Here is a 19,186-nt window from a genome sequence, read left to right as displayed (position 1 = left end):
ATGGCGGGAGGCGGATTTGAACCACCGACCTTCGGGTTATGAGCCCGACGAGCTACCTGACTGCTCTATCCCGCGTCATCACTCTTACGAGTATAACAAACTTTCTGAGATTATGCAAGGGGGAATTAGTTCTAAAACAAAATGTGGGTGTAAGGGCGATCGGTAAAAATATAAGAAATAAAGGGATACAGTACTACTTATCCAACACCATGTCATAAAACTTATTGATATACACTAATACTTATTTTTTGTCTTTATACTGAAAACTATTACACTCTTAATTAATAAAAATAAATGTTAATAAAACTATACCTTTTCCTAGTTATTTTTCTACTGCTAGGCATATCTATGTTGTATTTATTGCCGCGGTTAGGGGTAATAGGAAAAGAAATTTCCGATAAACTTTGCTACGCTCCCGGTATAGATTTAGCACTATCATATTTTATGCTAGTTCCTATCCTCATCGGTTCACTTACAGCCCGTTGGCAAGGGGTAGGGATTTCCTTATTAGCCGAATTTACCAGTCTTTGGATTTGGATTCTACTTCATGAATCTTTGCATACAAGACCCGAAAGTAATATTCACGGAACATTAAGCCACATGGTAGGCAAATGGCGTAATCATTTAGCCGTATGGATTACAGCCCTAGCTATTCCACTATTTTGGTTTGTTCGTCTTGCTGAAATTGTTGTGTATCCGCCTTTGACATGGTTAGTAAAGTTACCTAAATATGAAACAAAAGAATGGGTTAATGTTTCTCGCCAAAAATTTGAAGGATTAATCGGCTACGATTTGATTTGGTGTTTGTATTGTGATTGGATGACGGGGGTATGGTCATTAGGTAGTGAAATGTTGCGTAATGTCGAATCCTTTTGGTGTCCCATTCGCTTTTATTCTGATAAAAAATGCGAAAATTGTCAATTAGATTTTCCCGATATTGACAATGGTTGGGTATTACCTGAAGGAAATATCAATGATGTTACTCAACTTTTACAAGAAAAATACACTGTTGAGCAGGAAAAAAGATCATGGTTTGGTCATTCTTCCCGTACAGAGAAATAATTAATTAATACCCCCCGTTGTGGATAAGCGGGGATTTTCTTTCAACAACTCCCGTTGTGATGGAGAAATCAGACAAGAATAATTTTTGAAAGACAAAGTTTTTTTAAGGCAAAGACTTAGCTGCTGCATTAACTAACTCCGAGGCAACTCTAGCAGAATAGGGCTTAATAAACCACCAAATCACGGGAGAAAGCCACCCTTTAAGGGTGATGGAATAGGCAATATAACTGCCCCGTAGAGTTGATTCCATTTGATAAGTAATTCTTTGTTCGATACCAGGTATAGCTAATAAACGAATACTCAAAAATTCCTTGGGGCGTACATTCTCCACAAAAACCCTGATAGGAATGGGAGTAAGACGGGTAACTACCCCAAAAATTAACCCTGGTTTTGGTATCAACCCTTTGGGTAATCTTGTTTTGACAAATAGGGGATGCCAAGACATATCTGCTAAATTAATCAAACGATGCCAAACTACGTCCACAGGAATGCTTGTTGTTACTCGGTAAGTTTTGTAGAGAGAGCATTGGCATAAGAGTTTTTCGCCATCTGCAAGAAGTAGTTTAAAGGAAAATTTAAAAGTCATGGTGGTAAGCAATTGATAATTGATGATTGACCGATAATTTATTCACTTTCGGGAATAGACTATTGAGGGTTAGCGTTGACCAATTATCCCTGAAGGCGTTTTTTTATTGCATAATATTAAGAACTGCAAAATTTTCGAGTTCAGAGACCCCTTACAGTTTAGATTGATAGATTGTAAGTTATTTTTAGCAATTTTAAAAAAAATTTTTATGAATACGGCGACCAAAGAAAATACTAACCCCATCAATTCTACTTCTTTTCCTCCTGAAGATGCAAAAACTAGGGTAAGTCAGTTTATGCAGTCTATCCAAGATGAGATTTGCCAAGGTTTAGAAGCTCTCGATGGTAAGGGAAAATTTAAGGAAGAGAGTTGGCAAAGAGAGGAAGGTGGCGGTGGTAGATCTCGTGTAATGACTGATGGAGATGTCTTTGAGCAAGGGGGAGTTAATTTTTCTGAGGTTTGGGGTGATAATCTTCCCCCTAGTATTCTCAAACAACGTCCTGAAGCTGAGGGACATCGTTTTTATGCCACGGGTACTTCTATGGTATTGCACCCCAAAAATCCTTATATTCCTACGGTACATTTAAATTATCGCTATTTTGAGGCGGGGCCTGTATGGTGGTTTGGAGGCGGTGCTGATTTAACCCCTTATTATCCTTTCGCTGAGGATGCAAAACATTTTCATACTACTTTTAAAAATACTTGTGATAAGCACCATCCAGAATATTACAATGTGTTTAAGCGTTGGTGTGATGAGTATTTTTATTTAAAACACCGTGATGAAACCCGTGGAGTGGGTGGACTTTTCTTTGATTATCAGGATGGAAATGATCCTATTTATCGTGGCCCTCACCCTGATAAGGCGGCGGCACAATATAGTAATCAGTTACCTCCTCAAAAGCAACGGAGTTGGGAGGAAATTTTTGCTTTTGTGCAAGATTGCGGTAGCACTTTTTTACCTGCTTATGTGCCTATTGCCGAAAAACGTCGTCATATGGATTATGGCGATCGCCAAAGAAACTTCCAGTTATATCGTCGTGGACGGTATGTAGAGTTTAATTTGGTGTATGACAGGGGAACTATTTTTGGTTTACAAACCAACGGCCGCACGGAGTCTATTTTGATGTCTTTACCTCCTTTGGTGCGCTGGGAATATGGTTACACCCCTGAAGCGAATACCCCTGAAGCGGAGTTATATGATGTCTTCCTCAAGCCCCAAGATTGGGCAAACTGGAAGTAATTGATAATTAAGGCAATAGGGAATAGGCAATGGGCAATAGTAATCATAATTCTAGTATTGTATATTTGCTGTATTTTAATGATGTTGCATACTCAAACAAAATAAGCAACACCTGATTTACTATTCGTTAGTTTACGCCTGAAACCCAATGCCTTAATTTTGTAAGGGAATTGTGCAATAAAATTAAACACAAGATAATTAATTGTTGTATTAGGATCAAGGAAAATCTTTTATTTTTAATAAATTAAATATATGGCTAGATCTCAGAGAAATGATAATTTTATCGATAAAACTTTTACCGTCATGGCGGATATTATCTTAAAAGTTTTACCTATTAATGCTAGAGCAAAGGAAGCCTTTGTATATTACCGTGATGGTATGTCTGCCCAAGCCGATGGGGAATATGCCGAAGCCCTTGAAAACTATGAGGAAGCATTGAGATTAGAGGATGATCCGAGCGATCGCAGCGAAATCCTATATAATATGGGTTTAATCCATGCTAGTAACGGTAAACTAGAGGAAGCCCTAGGGTATTATGATCAATGTTTGGAACTTAATCCCCGTAAACCTTCTGCCCTTAATAATATTGCGGTGTTGTACCACTTTCAGGGAGACAAATGCAAACAAGAAGGAAGGGAAGATGAGGCGGAAGATTTCTTCGATAAAGCGGCTGAGTATTGGAAACAAGCCATTAGACTCTCTCCGAATAGCTATTTAGAGGCTCAAAACTGGCTCAAAACCACTGGTAGATCTGAAATGGATGTATTCTTTTAATAATTGATAATGGAGAATTGATAATGGATAATGAAAGGTTTAATTGTCCATTGTTAATTCTTTGTTTTCAGATTAAGAATCATAACTGTATTTTAGTGTAATAGATTGTTTGCACTTGATATTATTTTCTATTTAAGCGATATAGTTAGAATTAGATAGTGTAATTGAAGAGGAAAAACAATGAAGAATAATAGTAAAATTAGCAAAACTTTAGCTCTTACGGCTCTTTATACCCCGTTACTTTTATTTTCTTAATCGGCTGAAGCTCTATTTGTTTATTTTCATATTGATCTGTTGTCTCAAGAATATATGTTTTTAATATCGGAAATATTTATTAAGTAAAATAAATCAATATTAATTTATTTTATACACTACAAATTAAGCAGAGTCATTATCTTGTCTAGGTTAGTTAATAGAAAATTGTCTAACTAAAGATTTAGAAAGCATATTTTATAAAATTGAGGCTCAAACTATTAAGTGAGATTCTCATATTGTTCTCAAACATTAGCTATTAAATAAAAAAAAGCAATATTAATAAATATTTATTTACATTTATTAATAGTACTACTTTATCTAGTATTGCTACAATATATTTATGAACATAAGAAAATAAAATAAAGTATGCTACTTGCATAAAAACAGTAAAAAATATATTTTTCAACAAGAAATTACTTTTTTTTTGAATAAATATTTATTAGCTGAAACATCTTTTACAGAGGTTGAATGAAAACTCAAAGATTGAACTGTTAAGCGAGGGGTATACTTGGAGGTGATTTATCATGAAAAAACGCTTTACACTGCCCTTAAGTTTACTCACAACATCTTTGGGATTGAGTCTCTTTTTCGTTACAGTACCAACTGCTTTATCTCAAAGTAATCAGACCCCGACAAATTCTATCACCATAGCCCAAGCAAGAAATATAAGACTTCTATTTATTAATAGATGTCAATCAACCCCTATTCGTTTAGCGGTTCGATTTCGAAATAATACAGGAGACTGGGAAACAGCTTCTTGGTATAATTTTGACCCACAAGAAGGTCCTACTAGTTTACGGGGCGTAGTAACCAACAATAGAATTTTTTACTATTATGCAGAAGCAACAGATAACTCTGGTCGAGTTTGGAGTGGAGATCATCCTGTAAATATTGGAGGGAGAACATATCAGATGACAGAGGTGAATATTCGTTCTGGAGCGACCCAATTTACTCAAGGTTTGACTTGTAATGACGAATCTCCCACACCAACTCCTAACCCAAATCCCAGTCCTACTCCAGACCCCATAAACTATATGCAACCAGAAACAGCACCTACTGTGAGAGCGGAACGGAGTGTCACTTTATCGACAAGAGCGACTGGTGGGGCTACTGTTACTCTAAATCGTGGCGGACGACTATATATAGAAGGAAGATCAAGATCAAGACATATTACTAGGGCTTCCAGACCTACAGTAACTGTTGTGGGTTTGGATCGAGTAGGTAGAGAATTATTTGTCTCTGAACATTTTGACATTCCGACGGCCTGTTCGACTACCGATCCTACGTGTCAATCAATCAGGTTTAAAAGTAATACACAATATATCAGCCCAGATATTGCTAAATATGTTCATAGTATGCAATTAGAATTCACTGAGCGTAGGGGAAGATCTGTTTCTGATCGTGTGGCAAGAAATATTTTGAGGGCTTGTCAAAATTACACAAATTTACCTCCCAGCGTTCGGACTGCGATTGGTGCAAGTGCAACTGCTGTCTCAGGAGGTACTGGGGGAGGAGTAGTTGGTGGTGTGGAAGCATTTTGTGGAATTCGTTCTCGTTGAGATGTCAATAAATTTTACTGTGAGTAATATGAGTCCCCCAGAATTGGGGGATTTAATAAATCCAAATTGCTCTTTTTGTACAAGTTATTATTTGAACTCTCCTTAATAACAGTATATGTCAGCCTAATTTTAAATTTAGTCTAAAATTAGGCTGACATTGGAACGAAGTATAATAATTAAATTTCCTGTTCCCTGTTATGATTAGGGGGGATTTTTATTGTTTTTTATTAGTTATTTTTTATGAGTATTAGTCAAGAAGAAGTAAAAAAGGTTGCTAATTTAGCCCGTTTAGATATTAGTGAACAAGAGGAGCAGGAATTTGGCACTCAGTTAAATGCCATCCTCGAATATTTTGACCAGTTAAGTGAGTTAGATACCAGTGAAGTAGAACCCACTACAAGGGCGATCGATGTTAGCAATATTATGCGCTCTGACGCCCAAACTACCTACGAAGATAGGGAAAGTTTATTGGAAAATGCACCTTCTCGGGATGATGACTTTTTCCGAGTTCCTAAAATTATGGGTTAACATTCTTGGGGGCGTAAAATACTACGTCCCTATTTTTTTTGGTAAAGTAACCATAAAATTAGTTCCTTCACCTGCGTTACTTTCTACTTTGATATTACCGTGATGACTTTCCACAATGGCACGGGCGATCGCAAGTCCTAACCCTGTATTAGAATTATTATTATCCCGATAACTACGAGCAGAATCACCCCGATAAAATCGGTCAAAAAGAAGAGGGATATTTTCTTTTTCTATGCCCATTCCATTATCTTTTATTTGTATTTTATAAGATAATTTACTATTTTTTTTACATACTTTTAGTATCACTTGAATAGTAGATTTTTGATTGTCATTAGTTTTAAATCCATGAATAATTGCATTACTAATTAAATTGGTAAAAAGACGGCTCAACTGTCCCCAATCCCCTTCTATAGTAAATAAATCTTCAATATTATCAGTTTCTTTTAGGTTTAACTCTGAAATATTATCTATTATTTCTAATGATAAGTTAATAGATTTTTCTTGAGCAATTAGTATTTGTTCCTCTACTACTTCTAACAACAAAGAATCTAAAGGAATAGATTGAAAAGTAGGGTTAATGATACCACTATCACTACGAGCTAGAAACAATAAATCATTAACTAAATTAGATAATCTTTCCGTCAAACGATCAACTATTTCCAACTGTTTTTTATTTTGCTCTGGTTCTATTTCAGGATAAGCTAAGAGAGTTTGAATATTAGTTTTGATGGTGGCAATGGGATTTCTCAACTCATGGGACGCATCGGCAGTAAATTGTTTTAAACTTTGATAAGATTCCTTCACAGGTTGAATAGCAATACCTGATAAAAACCAACCAATGGCAGCCACCGAAGCTATCATCAAGGTTACTCCGATAATTAAATCGGTGATGAGTTGTCGAATGGGTTTAATGACATCAAAAAGGGGATGGCTTACCCGCAGATAACCCAACACATAACGCCCTACTTCGATTCTTTTGGTAATTTGTCGTAAGAGGTAATCGGAGGAAATGCGGATAGTTTTTCCCCCAGAGTGGAAGGAAAGGGGTATGGGTAATGGCTGTTCTAATGTTTGCCATAATAACTCTCCGTTGGGGCTAAACCATTCTAAGTCGATGTGATCATCTTCTACTTTGTTGGTAGTATCAGGATGTTGGCGAAAACTGGCATTGACGTTTAATTTATATTTTCCTTCCCCCCAACTCACATCATCAATGACAAGGGAAGGCTCGACAATTTCCATTACGTGCTTGAGGGTATCATCAATTCTATCAATGAGGGTTTTATAGACGTAGCCGTAAATTCCCATGGCAAAGATTATTAATAATACGGCGGTGACAATGGTGTAATAAAGGGCTAAACGTCTTCTGGTGGTTTGAAACAAGGGTAGATTAATGGATAATTAATAATGGATAACTGATATTACGCAAAAATATAATTAATTTAAGATGGTAAAGACGTTGGATGTTCATATTGTGTTTGTACACGTGCTGAGCTAGGGGCTAGGAGTTGGGCAAGGGGCTAGGAGTTGGGCAAGGGGCTTAAGCCCCTTGTTAAAACTTAAAACTTAACTTATAAATGAGTGCGTAACGTCAGTGGATTATTGATAATAAAAATTTAATCACTTCATTTCTTTGTCGCCTTATTCTCTACTTTAACCGAAGTGCTTTTTCAAAACACGCTAATTATTGACAATTTTTAATTAAGACGAAGGGTTGTACGATAACGGTTTGAAATTGGGTGGTGGGTTGACTATTCCATTGGCTTAGTTGTTCGGTGTTAGGTTTTTGTATCAATTGTTCACTAATTAAGTTTTCGATGGTTTTAGTGTCGTTAAGGGCGATCGCATTTGCCACTTCAATTAAATCTAAATTATCATGAACAACGATAATGACATCTCTTTGGGCATGGGGAATTAAATCTTTCCAGTCAATTTCGGCAATTTGTTCTTGTAATTGGGTTTTTAAATCTGACATTATTAAAATTTCTTGGGAATCGTCACACTATATATTTTCTCATCGTTCTTCTTTTCCTGCAATAGAAAATGAGCAGTGGGGAATAACCAATAGGCAATGGTTTGGAGATAGAAGAATAACAAGGGGCTTAAGCCCCTTGCCCCTCTTGTTTATAAGAGTCTTAGTAAAGTAAGAGCTAAAATTAGTTTTGCCAACCTACTTATCAATTATCAATTATCAATTCACCATCACGACTTCACTTTTTCTGCACCGCCTAATTATCTGTATCGACCCAAAAAGGATAAAATAAAGCAATCAAGAGAGAATTATTAGTTATTAAATATATATGAGTGCAACAGCTACTAAAACGAAATATGAAGCGATTATCGGTTTAGAAACCCATTGTCAACTTAATACTAAGAGCAAAATTTTTTGTAGTTGTTCGACGGAATTTGACAGCCCCCCCAATACCAACGTTTGCCCTGTGTGCCTCGGACATCCCGGGGTTTTGCCTGTGTTAAATGAAGAGGTTTTGGCTTCGGCGGTGAAGATGGGTTTAGCCCTACAAGGACAAATTGCCCGTTATAGTAAATTTGATCGTAAACAATATTTTTATCCCGATTTACCCAAAAATTACCAAATTTCTCAGTTTGACCTTCCCATCGTCGAACATGGTAAGTTAGAAATTGAATTGGTAGATCCTAAAACCAAGGAAGCTACCCGCAAAACCATTGGTATCACTCGCCTACACATGGAAGAAGATGCAGGTAAATTGGTACACGCTGGGAGCGATCGCCTCTCAGGCTCGACCCATTCTCTGGTAGACTTTAATCGTACGGGTGTTCCCCTGCTCGAAATTGTATCCGAACCCGATTTACGCAGTGGGCAAGAAGCCTCGGAATATGTACAGGAATTGCGTCGTATCGTTCGTTATTTGGGCATTGGTGACGGTAATATGCAGGAAGGCTCATTACGTTGTGATGTTAACATTTCTGTGCGTCCAGAGGGGCAAAAAGAATTTGGTGTAAAGGTAGAAATCAAAAATATGAACTCCTTTAGTGCCATTCAAAAAGCCATTGAATACGAAATTGAAAGACAAATCGAAGCCGTCGAAAACGGTGAACCTATCCTCCAAGAAACCCGACTATGGGAAGAAGGAAGTCAGCGCACCATCAGCATGAGGATAAAAGAAGGCTCTAGCGATTACCGTTATTTCCCTGAGCCAGATTTACCCCCCCTCGAAATTACCGATGCCCAATTAGAGGAGTTTCAAAAAACATTACCCGAACTTCCCGCCCAAAAACGCACTCGTTACGAAAGCGAATATGCTTTATCCGCCTACGATGCTAGGGTATTGTGTGACGATAGAGATGTGGCTATTTATTTTGAAGCGGTGGTATCTGGGGGCGCTAGTGCCAAGGGTGCAGCTAACTGGATAACCCAAGACATTGCCGCCTATCTCAACAGCAATTTAGACTTGGATATTACTAAAATTGCCCTCAAGCCTGAAATGTTGGCAGAGTTAATCACCCTCATTGAAAATGGTACTATTAGCGGTAAAATTGCTAAGGAAATTTTACCTGATTTGTTGGAAAAAGGTGGTTCTCCAAAACAGATTGTCGAGAGTAAAGGATTAGTTAGTATTTCAGATCCCGATGAGTTGGCTAAAATTATCGATGAGGTATTGGCGGAAAATCCTGATAAGTTAGAACAGTTTAGAGCTGGAAAAACCAAGTTACAAGGCTTTTTTGTTGGTCAACTGATGAAGAAAACGGGTGGACGGGCAGAGCCTAAATTGGCGAACCAAATTCTTAATAAAAAGTTGAAGGGTTAAAATTCAGAATTTGATCCCCTCTAACTTCAAACCCCTGTGCCTTTGGCATCTCCCCTTGACAAGGGGAGAAAGAGGGTTTTTTTATCAATAAAATGCTCAATAGGTTTCTTTTTCTGGTTAATGTATTAAATCAAAACCATTGCCTATTCCCCATTCCCTCAATTACTTGGTAACAACTCCCGTTAAAGGTGAACTGGCACTGGCATAATTTTTGATAGGGATTCTTCCAGCTTTATAGGCCAGTCTTCCTGCTTGGGTTGCCAATCCCATGGATTGAGCCATAATAACAGGATTTTGGGCAAGGGCGATCGCACTGTTAACCAGTAAAGCATCAGCTCCCAATTCCATACCATAGGCTGCTTCTGAAGGGCTACCAATACCCGCATCAATGACCACAGGTACTTTGGATTGCTCAATGATAATCTTAATATTAGCAACATTTTGGATACCCTGACCCGAACCAATGGGAGAACCGAGGGGCATTACCGTGGCACAACCCACCTCCTCCAAACGCTTACAGAGTATAGGATCTGCGTTGACATAGGGCAACACCGCAAACCCTTCTTTTACCAACTGTTCGGCAGCCTGTAAAGTACCGATGGGATCAGGTAGTAAATATTTACTATCAGGAATAACTTCTAACTTCACAAAATTATTATCCTCCTGCCCTAGCAGTTTCGCCATTTCCCTACCTAGACGGGCAACCCGAATTGCTTCCTCAGCGTTGGTACAACCAGCGGTATTAGGCAACATCCAAATTTTTGACCAGTCGAGGGCTTCGGCTAATCCTTCATGGCCTGGGGCGTTATTTTGTACCCTCCTCACAGCTACGGTGACGATTTCGCAACCACTGGCGATGACGCTTTGTTGCATAGATTCTATGCTGGGATATTTCCCAGTGCCTGTCATCAAACGAGAGTTAAATTTACGCCCCGCAATAACTAAACCATCATCATCTATTTGACTGCTATAGGCATGGTAGCCATTACCGTTACTTTGATTGGGAGTAGGATAATTCATAATTTGATTTTTGTTGGTGTTTTTCACGAGGGGAGGTAAAGGGGGATTTTCCGAAGGGTTAAAGCGCTGGTAACTGAAGGATGGTAAAAAGGAATCAGTTTTGCCTTCAACTAGGTTACTAATTATTTTGGCGGTGATGGGGGCGAGTAAAATGCCGTTGCGATGATGTCCCGTGGCAAGAATAAGGTTTTGGGCATCTCCATAACCAAGGATAGGCATTTCATCGGAGGTGCCGGGGCGATAGCCGTACCAAATTTCTTTTAATTTCCATTGGGCAAGGGGGGGATAAAGTCTGATGGCGTTGTTGAGGAGGGTGTTCACTCCTTGGGCTGTAGTGCCTTTTACCCAGCCAATATCCTCTACGGTGGCGCCGACAATTAAACGTCCGTCTTGTTTTGGCACAAGGTAGGTATTATCGCCAAAAATTACCCTTTCTAGGGGTTTATCGGAGGGCATTTTTAAACTGAGCATTTGCCCTTTGATGGGGCGCACAGGAAGAGGTTGCAGTTTTCCAGACCATGAGCCTCCTGCTAGGATATAGTTATGGGCAGTAAATGTACCTGATTGGGTGATGACATCTTTGATTTTACCTTGACTGCGACTAAATGCGATCGCACTTATCCCTTCCAATATTTCTACACCCAAGGATTGAGCGATATTTAATAATACATTGCCGAGACGACGAGGATCCACTTGTCCTTCTTCGGGATACCACCAACCGCCTACCACATCTTCTCCCAAGTCGGGCTGATAGTGGGCTAAATTTTTCTTGTCTAACCATAATCCCCCTTTACTATTGATTTCTTTGGGGTTTTCATATACAGGGGCGATGATACCACAGGGATTATAATCTACATCTTCTGCCCCAAGGTGTGATAATTTCTCAATCCACTGGGGATAAAGGGCAAGAGATTGTAGGGATAAATCTAACATTACCCCCGTTAATTTTTCTGCCCTAGGGGCTAACATTCCCGCTGCGGCGTGGGTAGCTGCCTTTTTAAAGTTACGACTGAGGATGGTAACTTGTTTATTTCTTAATCTTAGCTCAATGGCGATCGCCAAGCCAATGATACCGCCACCGATAATAATATTTTCCCTTATGTTCATCGCTCAAATACTTTACTCCTAATTAATATGATAATTGATAATTGGGCGTTGGTCACGCGCTCGGCTTATATCTCCTAGCTTCAGACATGGCTTTTTACGCCTATTTTTTTGTAAGAGATTTATTATTAAAGGTGTCAACGGTCAACTGAAAAATATTCCACAAATAGAATAGTCTAGTCATGGCTCATTAGCCAATTTTTTTTCGATTGATTGTATAGTGACATAAACCCACCTACTCTTTATTAAGCATGGCTTTTACTTCAATCTGCTTCACTCGAATTCAGGTTAATTACCCCAACATTCACATACTATCCCATTCTGCTTGGGCATCATTTAGGGCTTGTTGTACTGTTTTTTCTCCCAACATAGCTGATTGTAAATTCTCATAGACGATTCTTTTGAGTTGATTAATATTAGGAGATGGGGGAATTAAAACCTCCGCTGATTCTAATTGCATGGCACTAATTTTTCTCGCTTCAAAAAGGGTGTTTTGCTCCGATTCTTGCTCTAAATTTTCGATGTAAGAGGCAATCGCACTTGTATGAGAAGGTAATACATTAGCCTCCTGAGCAAAATTAAGTTGATTCTCACTGTTAGTAACATACAAAGCATAATTAATCGCCTTCTCAGGATTACGACTACTACGAGGAATTACCAAATTCATGACAGAAACACTACGCTTACCCGTTTCCCCCGTAATTTGAGGGGCAACCGCCGACTGCTCATAAATTGTCGGTGCATTAGTAGCAATGGTATTCAAAAATTCCGCCCCCGTGCCAAGAATTGCCGACTCCCCAGCTTGGTACAACTCCACCCCATGACGATGCCCCTGAGTAAATACTTCTGGGGGTAATAAACCCCTTTGATACATCTCAACCCAATAAGAAAAAGCCCTTTCCCCTTCAGGAGTATTAAACGCCGCCTTACCTTCCCCATCCAACAAAGTTACCCCCATCTGCACCAAAGAATTTAACACCTCATTAGAATCCGTCGGCACAAAAGTAACAAAAAAGGCATACTTACCCGTTTCATCCTTCACCCTTTGGGCAACTTGGGCTAACTCCTCAAAATTTGTAGGGGGATTTTCCACCCCTGCCTGTTGCAGTAAATCCTTGTTATATACCGACACCGTAGTGGTTAAATACCAAGGAATGCCAAAAGTAGAAGTAGTACAATCATTTTCCGTAGGGCAAATTTCAATTTGATTTGCTTCCCAAATTTTGGATAAATATTCTCCTCTAACCTCCTCGGGAATTTCCTCCGCCAAATTTAACCAAGCATTACGGGAAGCCAACTGAGAAGCAAAATCAGGATTAAGATTAACTACATCAGGGGCATTATTAGCCGAAACCGCCGTTAAAATTCGGCTTTCCATGGCATCCCAAGGCACGTCTACCCAAAGAATACTTGCCTCTTCATTTGCTGCCTCGAAACTTTCATTTATCCCTTCAAAATAAGGAGTAAATTTAGGCTGAAGTTGCATTGTCCAAAATTCTACCTGCCCTTCATTTGCAATGGGCTGTTGTCCACAGCCCAACACCATAGCAGTTAATGAGCCAACAATCAGCGGGTAACGAAAAACTTTAGTTTGTTTAAAAAGTCTATTAATTATCATTTAGTTTTTCAACATAAAAATATTGCAATTTTCCGATTATGCCTTAAACCATTCGTAATTAACAATATTTTCAGGGATGTTGTCACTTTCCCCATAAGCAATTAATTGATATTTTTTTTGTGGCTAGTGTTATCTTTATGGTTGATAAAAATTAGTTTGCTTTGCAATGACAGATAACATCGATAAGATAAAAACTATGATTGATAATGCCCTTGCTGATAGACGACTTAGTCGTCAAGATAGTAATTTAATTAGAAATGCCATTTATAGCGATGGCATGGTGACGAGGGAAAAAATAAGGCTTTGGCGTGAGTTACAAACGAAGGTAACTAATGGGGAGATATTGCTAGAAAATTGACAATTGCTCTAGGACAATTGAGAATATATAGATATATTTTCCTATTTTTTTATTTATGAAGCCTGAATTATTACGTACTCCTTTATATTCTTTGTCGGTGGATGCTAAAGCCAAATTTACTGATTTTGCTGGATGGGAAATGGCGGTGCAGTATGAGGGGTTAAAAAAAGAGCATCAGGCGGTTAGGGAAGATGCTGGAATGTTTGATATTTCCCACATGGGTAAGTTTTATTTACGGGGAAAAAATTTACGGGCTTGTTTACAGTTTCTTGTGCCAACGGATTTGTCAACTATGACAAAAGGTAAGGCTCAATATTCGGTATTGTTGAATGAGAATGCTGGGATTATTGACGATATTATTTTTTATTATCAGGGTAGCAATGATGATGGGTTGGAATCGGGGATATTAATTGTTAATGCTTCTACTTGTGAGAAGGATTGGGCTTGGTTAAATAAAAATTTAGCACATAAGGGCGTTGAGTTATTGGATAAGACTCAAGATTTGGCTTTAATTGCTATTCAAGGATATAAGGCTGAGGAGTATTTACAATCTTTTTTGGGTGTCGATTTAAGTCATTCACAGGCTTTTGAGCATTTAACCACCAGTTTTGCGGGGCAAAAGGTTTTTGTGGCTCGGACGGGCTACACTGGGGAGGATGGTTTTGAGGTGATGACTACTCCTAATGTAGCACAGGATATGTGGCGATCGCACTTAGCCCAAGGAGTAACCCCCTGCGGTTTGGGGGCAAGGGATACCCTTCGATTAGAAGCTGCCATGAGTTTGTATGGACAAGAAATAGATGAAACTACTACTCCCCTGGAGGCTGGATTGGTTTGGTTAGTTAATCTTAACCGTGAGGATGATTTTATGGGGCGTGAAGTATTAGTAAAGCAAAAACAAGAGGGCTTGACTAAAAAATTAGTTGCTTTGCAAATGGAGGGAAGATATATTGCCCGTCATGGTTATCCTATTAAACATAATAATAGTACCATCGGTGAAGTTACTAGCGGGACTCTTTCTCCTACCCTCAACAGTGCGATCGCCCTTGGCTATTTACCCATAGAATTAACTAAAATCGGGCAAACTGTGGATATAGAAATCAGAGGTAAACTTTACCCTGCCAAAGTAGTTAAAAAACCCTTCTATCGCCGTAAATAAAATTGGGTGTTAGTGAATTAAGGTATGATTTTTAGTTTAGTTCGGGAATAGGCAATGGTAATAATAGTTTTAGTATTATATATTTGCTGTGATTCAACAATATTTTATGCCCAAAATCAACAACACCTAAAATTGTGATGGGAGAGGACTTCTAAACCTCGCTATTATCCATTATTCATTCTCAATTATCAATTCCTCAAAATGATGTTGTTATAATTGTCTAAAGAAATATGAATAAATATTAAGCAATTTTAACAAAACATCCCATGGTACAAATAGAAAATAAACCAGTAGAAAATAAATCCTATAGTTTAGAAGACTGGCGTAAAGGTTATGAATCTCAGCCCCACGAAAAAGAATACTGGATAGAAGACATAGAAGGAGAAATACCTGCTGACTTAAAAGGTACACTATATCGTAATGGCCCTGGATTATTAGAAGTATATGGCACTCCCTTAAACCATCCTTTCGATGGAGATGGCATGATTTGCTCGTTTAAATTTACCGATGAGGGCTGTTATTTTCGTAATAGCTATGTAAAAACCAAAGAATATTTGGAAGAAAAAAAAGCTCAAAAAATGCTTTATCGAGGGGTATTTGGTAGCCAAAAGCCGGGAGGAATTTTAGGAAATATATTTGATATTAGAGTAAAAAATATTGCTAATACTAATGTTGTAAAATTAGGGGAAAAATTATTAGCATTGTGGGAAGCTGCACTGCCCCATAGTTTAGATCCAGAAACCTTAGAAACAAAAAAAATAGATAACTTAGATGGTATATTAAAAGATGGTGATGTATTTTCTGCCCATCCTAGAATAGATCCTCATTCACCATTCAATAATGGTAAACCTTCCTTAATTAACTTTGGTATAAAACCTGGTTTATCTAGCACTATTAACGTGTATGAATTTGACGAAGAAGGGAAAATATTACAAAAATATAGCCATATTACCCCCGGATTTTGTTTCATCCATGATTTTTTAATTACTCCCAACTATATTATTTTCTTCCAAAATCCCACTAGTTATAATCCTTTACCCTTTGTATTTGGGATGAAAGGCGCTGGGGAATGTTTAGATTTTAAAGAGAATGAAACCACTAAAATTATTTTAATTCCTCGCCATGCCCCCCATAAAGATGTTATCACCTTAGAAACAAATGCAGGGTTTATTTTTCATCATAGTAATGCCTTTGAAAAAGATGAAAAAACTTTAATTATTGACTCAGTATGCTATGCAAAATTAAGTCAAATTAACCCAGATAAAAGTTATAAAGAGGTAGATTTTGATGAACTTGCACCCGGGCAATTATTCCGTTTTACCCTAGATTTAAATAGCCAAAAAGTAGAAAAAGAATTACTCAATACTCGTTGTGTAGAATTTCCCTTTATCAACCCTGAAAATGTAGGGCGAGACTATCGTTATATGTTTATTGGGGCAACCCATGACTCTGATAGAAATGCACCTTTACAGGGTTTATTGAAATTTGATTTACATACCAATGAAGAACAATTATATTCTTTTGCCCCTAAAGGTTTTGCTGGTGAGCCTGTTTTTGTGCCAAAAAGTAATGCTACCAGTGAAGATGATGCTTGGATACTTGATCTAATTTATGACTCTGAAAATCATCGCTCGGATTTAGTTATATTTGACGGCAAAGATATTTCGCAACCTGTGGCAACTTTACACCTCAAGCAGCATATCCCCTACGGTTTGCATGGCAGCTGGGCGGGAATAGTGGAGAATTGATAATTATTTATTTGATAGATTGTGTAAGTAAGTGGGCATAATTAAATCGATTTAGGCAAGGGCTTTAAACCCCTTGTTCATAAGAGTCTTAATAAAATAAGAGCTATAATTAATTTCGCCCATCTACTTAATGTTTTGATAAACAGTTATGATTAAAGTCCCCCAATTTTGGGGGATTTAGAGGAAAAAAAACTAACTTTTTTAACGGTGGGCAGTGCATCGCCCTACTTTGTGAAAAATCAAACAATGCAAATAAGAGATTACAATTTTAACTGGAATCAGCGCACCTACATCATGGGTATCCTCAATGTTACCCCCGATAGTTTTAGTGATGGCGGTGAATATAACGAACTACAAAAAGCTGTAAATCAAGCCCTTGTCATGGTAAAAGATGGGGCAGATATAATTGACATTGGGGGGCAATCTACTCGCCCAGGGGCGCTGGAGGTGACTTTGGAGGAGGAGTTAAATCGAGTTATTCCCGTTATCAAAGCTATTCGTGAAAAGACAGATATTCCTATTTCTATTGATACCACAAGGGCAGAGGTGGCACAAAGGGCGATCGCCTCTGGAGCTGATATAATTAATGATATATCAGGGGCAACATTCGATCCTGATATGTTAGATACTGTGGCTCGTTTACAAGTGCCGATTATTTTGATGCACATTCGGGGTAATCCTCAAACCATGCAAACCATGACGGATTATCAAGATTTAATCGGAGAAATTGAGGAATTTTTCCTTGATAGAATTGCCCAATGTGTCCAAAAAGGCATTACTAAATCTAATATTATCATTGATCCTGGGATTGGTTTCGCTAAAAATTATCAGCAAAATATCGACATTCTAAATAATATTAAAAGGTTAAAAAATCTTGGTTTTCCCATGCTTATTGGCACTTCTCGCAAAAGTTTTATCGGTAAAATATTAAATGAAAATGATCCTGCAAAAAGGGTATGGGGTACAGGGGCGACTTGCTCTCATGCTATCAGTCAAGGAGCTGATATTTTGAGGGTTCATGATGTTGCACCAATGTACGATATTACTAGGGTTGCCGATGCTATTACTAGGTCAAAATCAGATTATTAATAATATTTGTAACAAAAATTCTTTTTCTTCTTGACTTTGTACTTATTTTGAGGGACTATATAATTGTTCATAGCATAATGGGAATATGACTATTTATCTTTAAAAATGCACAGATTTCCATTATATTATAAGCATATCATGAAAGGGAGCATCCCACAATAAAAAAAGTCCTTAATTTTCTCTATGCTCAACAATAGAGTTTTTAAGAACAAATATGATATTTTACGAGATTTGTTGGGCTTCGTTACCTCCACCCAACCGATGATAAATCAATTATAAATATGCTTCGTAAGCCATCAACACTAGTTTAACCAAGGATACACCGAGTAAAGCTAAACCGCTGAGGGTGCTAATGGCGAATCCAGGGGCTCTTTTTTTAGCTTCTTTGGCATAACCCCAGGCATAAAGAATTCTACCCACAACCCAAGTACCTCCTAGTATCATGCCCCACATCTCACTGACAAAGTAAGAAAAAATCCAGAGGAGGGGTAAAAAGAAGATAAGTTGTTCGAGGGTATTTTCTTGTACTCTCAAGACTCTTTCAAAATTTTCGTCTCCGCTAGTGGCAGGGGGCATGACGTTGTATTTAAATCTGGCTCTACCAACGTTAATAATGGTGACAAAATAAACTAAAAGAGCAAATACTGTAATAATGCTGGGTCCTAATAACATGGTTTGCATGGTTTATATAACTAAATTAGTATAACCTCTATGGTGTACTTGTGTTGTTATTTAAGAAGAAAATAAGTAACAATGTGCTATAAACAATTTTTGTTTTTTTTAGTTGCCTGATAGTTTTAATTTTTTAATAATTTTAAAATTTGTTCATCATAAATGTGTTAGATATAGATTATTAAAATAAACAAAATATTTTTATTTCCAGTTATTTTTCGCTTGATTTAGAACATAGTTGGAAAGGTCATTTATTTGTTGATTAGAAAGGCGATCGCCATAAGCCGACATATTATTTTTGCCATTAGTAATTATAGTTGCTATGGATTCAGTGGTATCATAACCATTTTTTTGAAGGGCTTTTAATTTTAAGTTTTTGCCTCTACGAATGATGTTACCTCCATTAAGATGACACCCTGCACAATTAATCTCAAAAAGTTTACTAGGTTCATTAATATTTTGATTAATTTCTGTTAAGTTTATTTGGGCGATCGCCCTTGGAATATAAAATAAATTAAAAGAAATAATAGTAATTAGTGTAACTATAAAAATAGATAATTTTCGCATAATTCACAAAGGTAATAAAAACAAAATTGAGAATAAATAAATCATTAATTAATAAATCA

At 37.6% G+C, this 19,186-nt stretch carries 17 protein-coding genes and 1 tRNA gene; 10 read left to right on the top strand and 8 right to left on the bottom strand.

Annotated features, from left to right (window positions below; all coding sequences use genetic code 11):
• Position 1 precedes the first annotated feature (1 nt).
• Positions 2-75: transfer RNA gene (locus A5482_RS03475), tRNA-Met, on the bottom strand.
• Positions 76-348: 273 nt separating this feature from the next.
• Here A5482_RS03475 and A5482_RS03470 point away from each other — a divergent pair.
• On the top strand, positions 349-1,062 hold the full coding sequence (locus A5482_RS03470) for a hypothetical protein (RefSeq protein ID WP_446684805.1): 714 nt from the start codon (positions 349-351) through the stop codon (positions 1,060-1,062).
• Positions 1,063-1,165: 103 nt separating this feature from the next.
• Here the strand turns inward: A5482_RS03470 and A5482_RS03465 are convergent, their stop codons facing one another.
• Positions 1,166-1,648, bottom strand: a complete 483-nt coding sequence (locus A5482_RS03465; RefSeq protein WP_069791099.1) for a polyketide cyclase / dehydrase and lipid transport — start codon at positions 1,646-1,648, stop codon at positions 1,166-1,168.
• Positions 1,649-1,856: 208 nt separating this feature from the next.
• Here A5482_RS03465 and hemF point away from each other — a divergent pair, with 208 nt between their 5' ends.
• The 4 genes from hemF to gatC all read left to right on the top strand — a co-directional run bounded on the left by hemF (position 1,857) and on the right by gatC (position 6,004).
• Positions 1,857-2,888 carry an oxygen-dependent coproporphyrinogen oxidase gene (gene hemF / locus A5482_RS03460; protein WP_069791098.1) on the top strand — a complete coding sequence of 344 codons (1,032 nt, stop codon included), beginning with the start codon at positions 1,857-1,859 and terminating at the stop codon, positions 2,886-2,888.
• A gap of 252 nt (positions 2,889-3,140) precedes the next feature.
• Positions 3,141-3,662 (top strand): photosystem I assembly protein Ycf3, encoded by a 522-nt coding sequence (locus A5482_RS03455; protein WP_069791097.1) that lies wholly within the window; start codon positions 3,141-3,143, stop codon positions 3,660-3,662.
• Positions 3,663-4,492: 830 nt separating this feature from the next.
• On the top strand, positions 4,493-5,476 hold the full coding sequence (locus A5482_RS03450; protein ID WP_161486832.1) for a DUF1036 domain-containing protein: 984 nt from the start codon (positions 4,493-4,495) through the stop codon (positions 5,474-5,476).
• 240 nt (positions 5,477-5,716) lie between these two features.
• A complete protein-coding gene (gene gatC, locus A5482_RS03445) occupies positions 5,717-6,004 on the top strand; it encodes an Asp-tRNA(Asn)/Glu-tRNA(Gln) amidotransferase subunit GatC (RefSeq protein WP_069791095.1) in 288 nt (95 codons plus the stop codon).
• A gap of 21 nt (positions 6,005-6,025) precedes the next feature.
• On the opposite strand, the gene A5482_RS03440 is transcribed toward gatC, so the two are convergent.
• Both A5482_RS03440 and A5482_RS03435 read right to left on the bottom strand, forming a co-directional pair.
• Positions 6,026-7,387: a sensor histidine kinase gene (locus tag A5482_RS03440; protein ID WP_069791094.1), complete on the bottom strand. Its 1,362-nt coding sequence runs from the start codon at positions 7,385-7,387 to the stop codon at positions 6,026-6,028.
• 301 nt (positions 7,388-7,688) lie between these two features.
• On the bottom strand, positions 7,689-7,979 hold the full coding sequence (locus tag A5482_RS03435) for a DUF2288 domain-containing protein (protein WP_069791093.1): 291 nt from the start codon (positions 7,977-7,979) through the stop codon (positions 7,689-7,691).
• Between the two features lie 325 nt (positions 7,980-8,304).
• On the opposite strand from A5482_RS03435, the gene gatB reads away from it, so the two are divergent.
• Positions 8,305-9,792, top strand: a complete 1,488-nt coding sequence (gene gatB / locus A5482_RS03430) for an Asp-tRNA(Asn)/Glu-tRNA(Gln) amidotransferase subunit GatB (protein ID WP_069791092.1) — start codon at positions 8,305-8,307, stop codon at positions 9,790-9,792.
• Positions 9,793-9,954: 162 nt separating this feature from the next.
• Here gatB and thiO read toward each other — a convergent pair whose 3' ends face one another.
• The gene (gene thiO, locus A5482_RS03425) at positions 9,955-11,919 is read right to left on the bottom strand and encodes a glycine oxidase ThiO (protein ID WP_069791091.1); all 1,965 of its coding nucleotides are present in this window, start codon (positions 11,917-11,919) and stop codon (positions 9,955-9,957) included.
• Between the two features lie 301 nt (positions 11,920-12,220).
• Positions 12,221-13,534 (bottom strand): ABC transporter substrate-binding protein, encoded by a 1,314-nt coding sequence (locus tag A5482_RS03420; protein ID WP_069791090.1) that lies wholly within the window; start codon positions 13,532-13,534, stop codon positions 12,221-12,223.
• 166 nt (positions 13,535-13,700) lie between these two features.
• On the opposite strand from A5482_RS03420, the gene A5482_RS03415 reads away from it, so the two are divergent.
• The 4 genes from A5482_RS03415 (at position 13,701) to folP (ending at position 17,888) form a co-directional block, all read left to right on the top strand.
• A complete protein-coding gene (locus A5482_RS03415; protein ID WP_069791089.1) occupies positions 13,701-13,892 on the top strand; it encodes a hypothetical protein in 192 nt (63 codons plus the stop codon).
• A gap of 55 nt (positions 13,893-13,947) precedes the next feature.
• Positions 13,948-15,051: a glycine cleavage system aminomethyltransferase GcvT gene (gene gcvT, locus A5482_RS03410; RefSeq protein WP_069791088.1), complete on the top strand. Its 1,104-nt coding sequence runs from the start codon at positions 13,948-13,950 to the stop codon at positions 15,049-15,051.
• 266 nt (positions 15,052-15,317) lie between these two features.
• Positions 15,318-16,799: a carotenoid oxygenase family protein gene (locus tag A5482_RS03405; protein ID WP_069791087.1), complete on the top strand. Its 1,482-nt coding sequence runs from the start codon at positions 15,318-15,320 to the stop codon at positions 16,797-16,799.
• 246 nt (positions 16,800-17,045) lie between these two features.
• A complete protein-coding gene (gene folP, locus A5482_RS03400) occupies positions 17,046-17,888 on the top strand; it encodes a dihydropteroate synthase (RefSeq protein ID WP_069791213.1) in 843 nt (280 codons plus the stop codon).
• A 273-nt stretch (positions 17,889-18,161) separates the two neighbouring features.
• Here the strand turns inward: folP and A5482_RS03395 are convergent, their stop codons facing one another.
• Entirely contained in the window at positions 18,162-18,560 is a 399-nt protein-coding gene (locus tag A5482_RS03395; RefSeq protein ID WP_069791212.1) for an MAPEG family protein, read from the bottom strand.
• 201 nt (positions 18,561-18,761) lie between these two features.
• Positions 18,762-19,127: a c-type cytochrome gene (locus A5482_RS03390; protein ID WP_069791086.1), complete on the bottom strand. Its 366-nt coding sequence runs from the start codon at positions 19,125-19,127 to the stop codon at positions 18,762-18,764.
• Positions 19,128-19,186 lie beyond the last annotated feature (59 nt).

The sequence above is a fragment of the Cyanobacterium sp. IPPAS B-1200 genome (assembly GCF_001747005.2).
Taxonomy (GTDB): Bacteria; Cyanobacteriota; Cyanobacteriia; order Cyanobacteriales; family Cyanobacteriaceae; genus Cyanobacterium.
Note: the sequence above shows the minus strand (reverse complement) of the source record. Positions and strands in the feature narration are given on the sequence as shown.

What these genes read in the sequence shown, in the direction of transcription:
- A5482_RS03415 (WP_069791089.1), top strand. Translation starts at nt 13,701, where the DNA reads ATGACAGATAACATCGATAAGATAAAAACTATGATTGATAATGCCCTT.
- gatB (WP_069791092.1), top strand. Translation starts at nt 8,305, where the DNA reads ATGAGTGCAACAGCTACTAAAACGAAATATGAAGCGATTATCGGTTTA.
- A5482_RS03405 (WP_069791087.1), top strand. Translation starts at nt 15,318, where the DNA reads ATGGTACAAATAGAAAATAAACCAGTAGAAAATAAATCCTATAGTTTA.
- A5482_RS03390 (WP_069791086.1), bottom strand. Translation starts at nt 19,127, where the DNA reads ATGCGAAAATTATCTATTTTTATAGTTACACTAATTACTATTATTTCT.
- hemF (WP_069791098.1), top strand. Translation starts at nt 1,857, where the DNA reads ATGAATACGGCGACCAAAGAAAATACTAACCCCATCAATTCTACTTCT.
- thiO (WP_069791091.1), bottom strand. Translation starts at nt 11,919, where the DNA reads ATGAACATAAGGGAAAATATTATTATCGGTGGCGGTATCATTGGCTTG.
- folP (WP_069791213.1), top strand. Translation starts at nt 17,046, where the DNA reads ATGCAAATAAGAGATTACAATTTTAACTGGAATCAGCGCACCTACATC.
- A5482_RS03470 (WP_446684805.1), top strand. Translation starts at nt 349, where the DNA reads ATGTTGTATTTATTGCCGCGGTTAGGGGTAATAGGAAAAGAAATTTCC.
- A5482_RS03455 (WP_069791097.1), top strand. Translation starts at nt 3,141, where the DNA reads ATGGCTAGATCTCAGAGAAATGATAATTTTATCGATAAAACTTTTACC.
- gcvT (WP_069791088.1), top strand. Translation starts at nt 13,948, where the DNA reads ATGAAGCCTGAATTATTACGTACTCCTTTATATTCTTTGTCGGTGGAT.
- A5482_RS03395 (WP_069791212.1), bottom strand. Translation starts at nt 18,560, where the DNA reads ATGTTATTAGGACCCAGCATTATTACAGTATTTGCTCTTTTAGTTTAT.
- gatC (WP_069791095.1), top strand. Translation starts at nt 5,717, where the DNA reads ATGAGTATTAGTCAAGAAGAAGTAAAAAAGGTTGCTAATTTAGCCCGT.
- A5482_RS03465 (WP_069791099.1), bottom strand. Translation starts at nt 1,648, where the DNA reads ATGACTTTTAAATTTTCCTTTAAACTACTTCTTGCAGATGGCGAAAAA.
- A5482_RS03420 (WP_069791090.1), bottom strand. Translation starts at nt 13,534, where the DNA reads ATGATAATTAATAGACTTTTTAAACAAACTAAAGTTTTTCGTTACCCG.
- A5482_RS03435 (WP_069791093.1), bottom strand. Translation starts at nt 7,979, where the DNA reads ATGTCAGATTTAAAAACCCAATTACAAGAACAAATTGCCGAAATTGAC.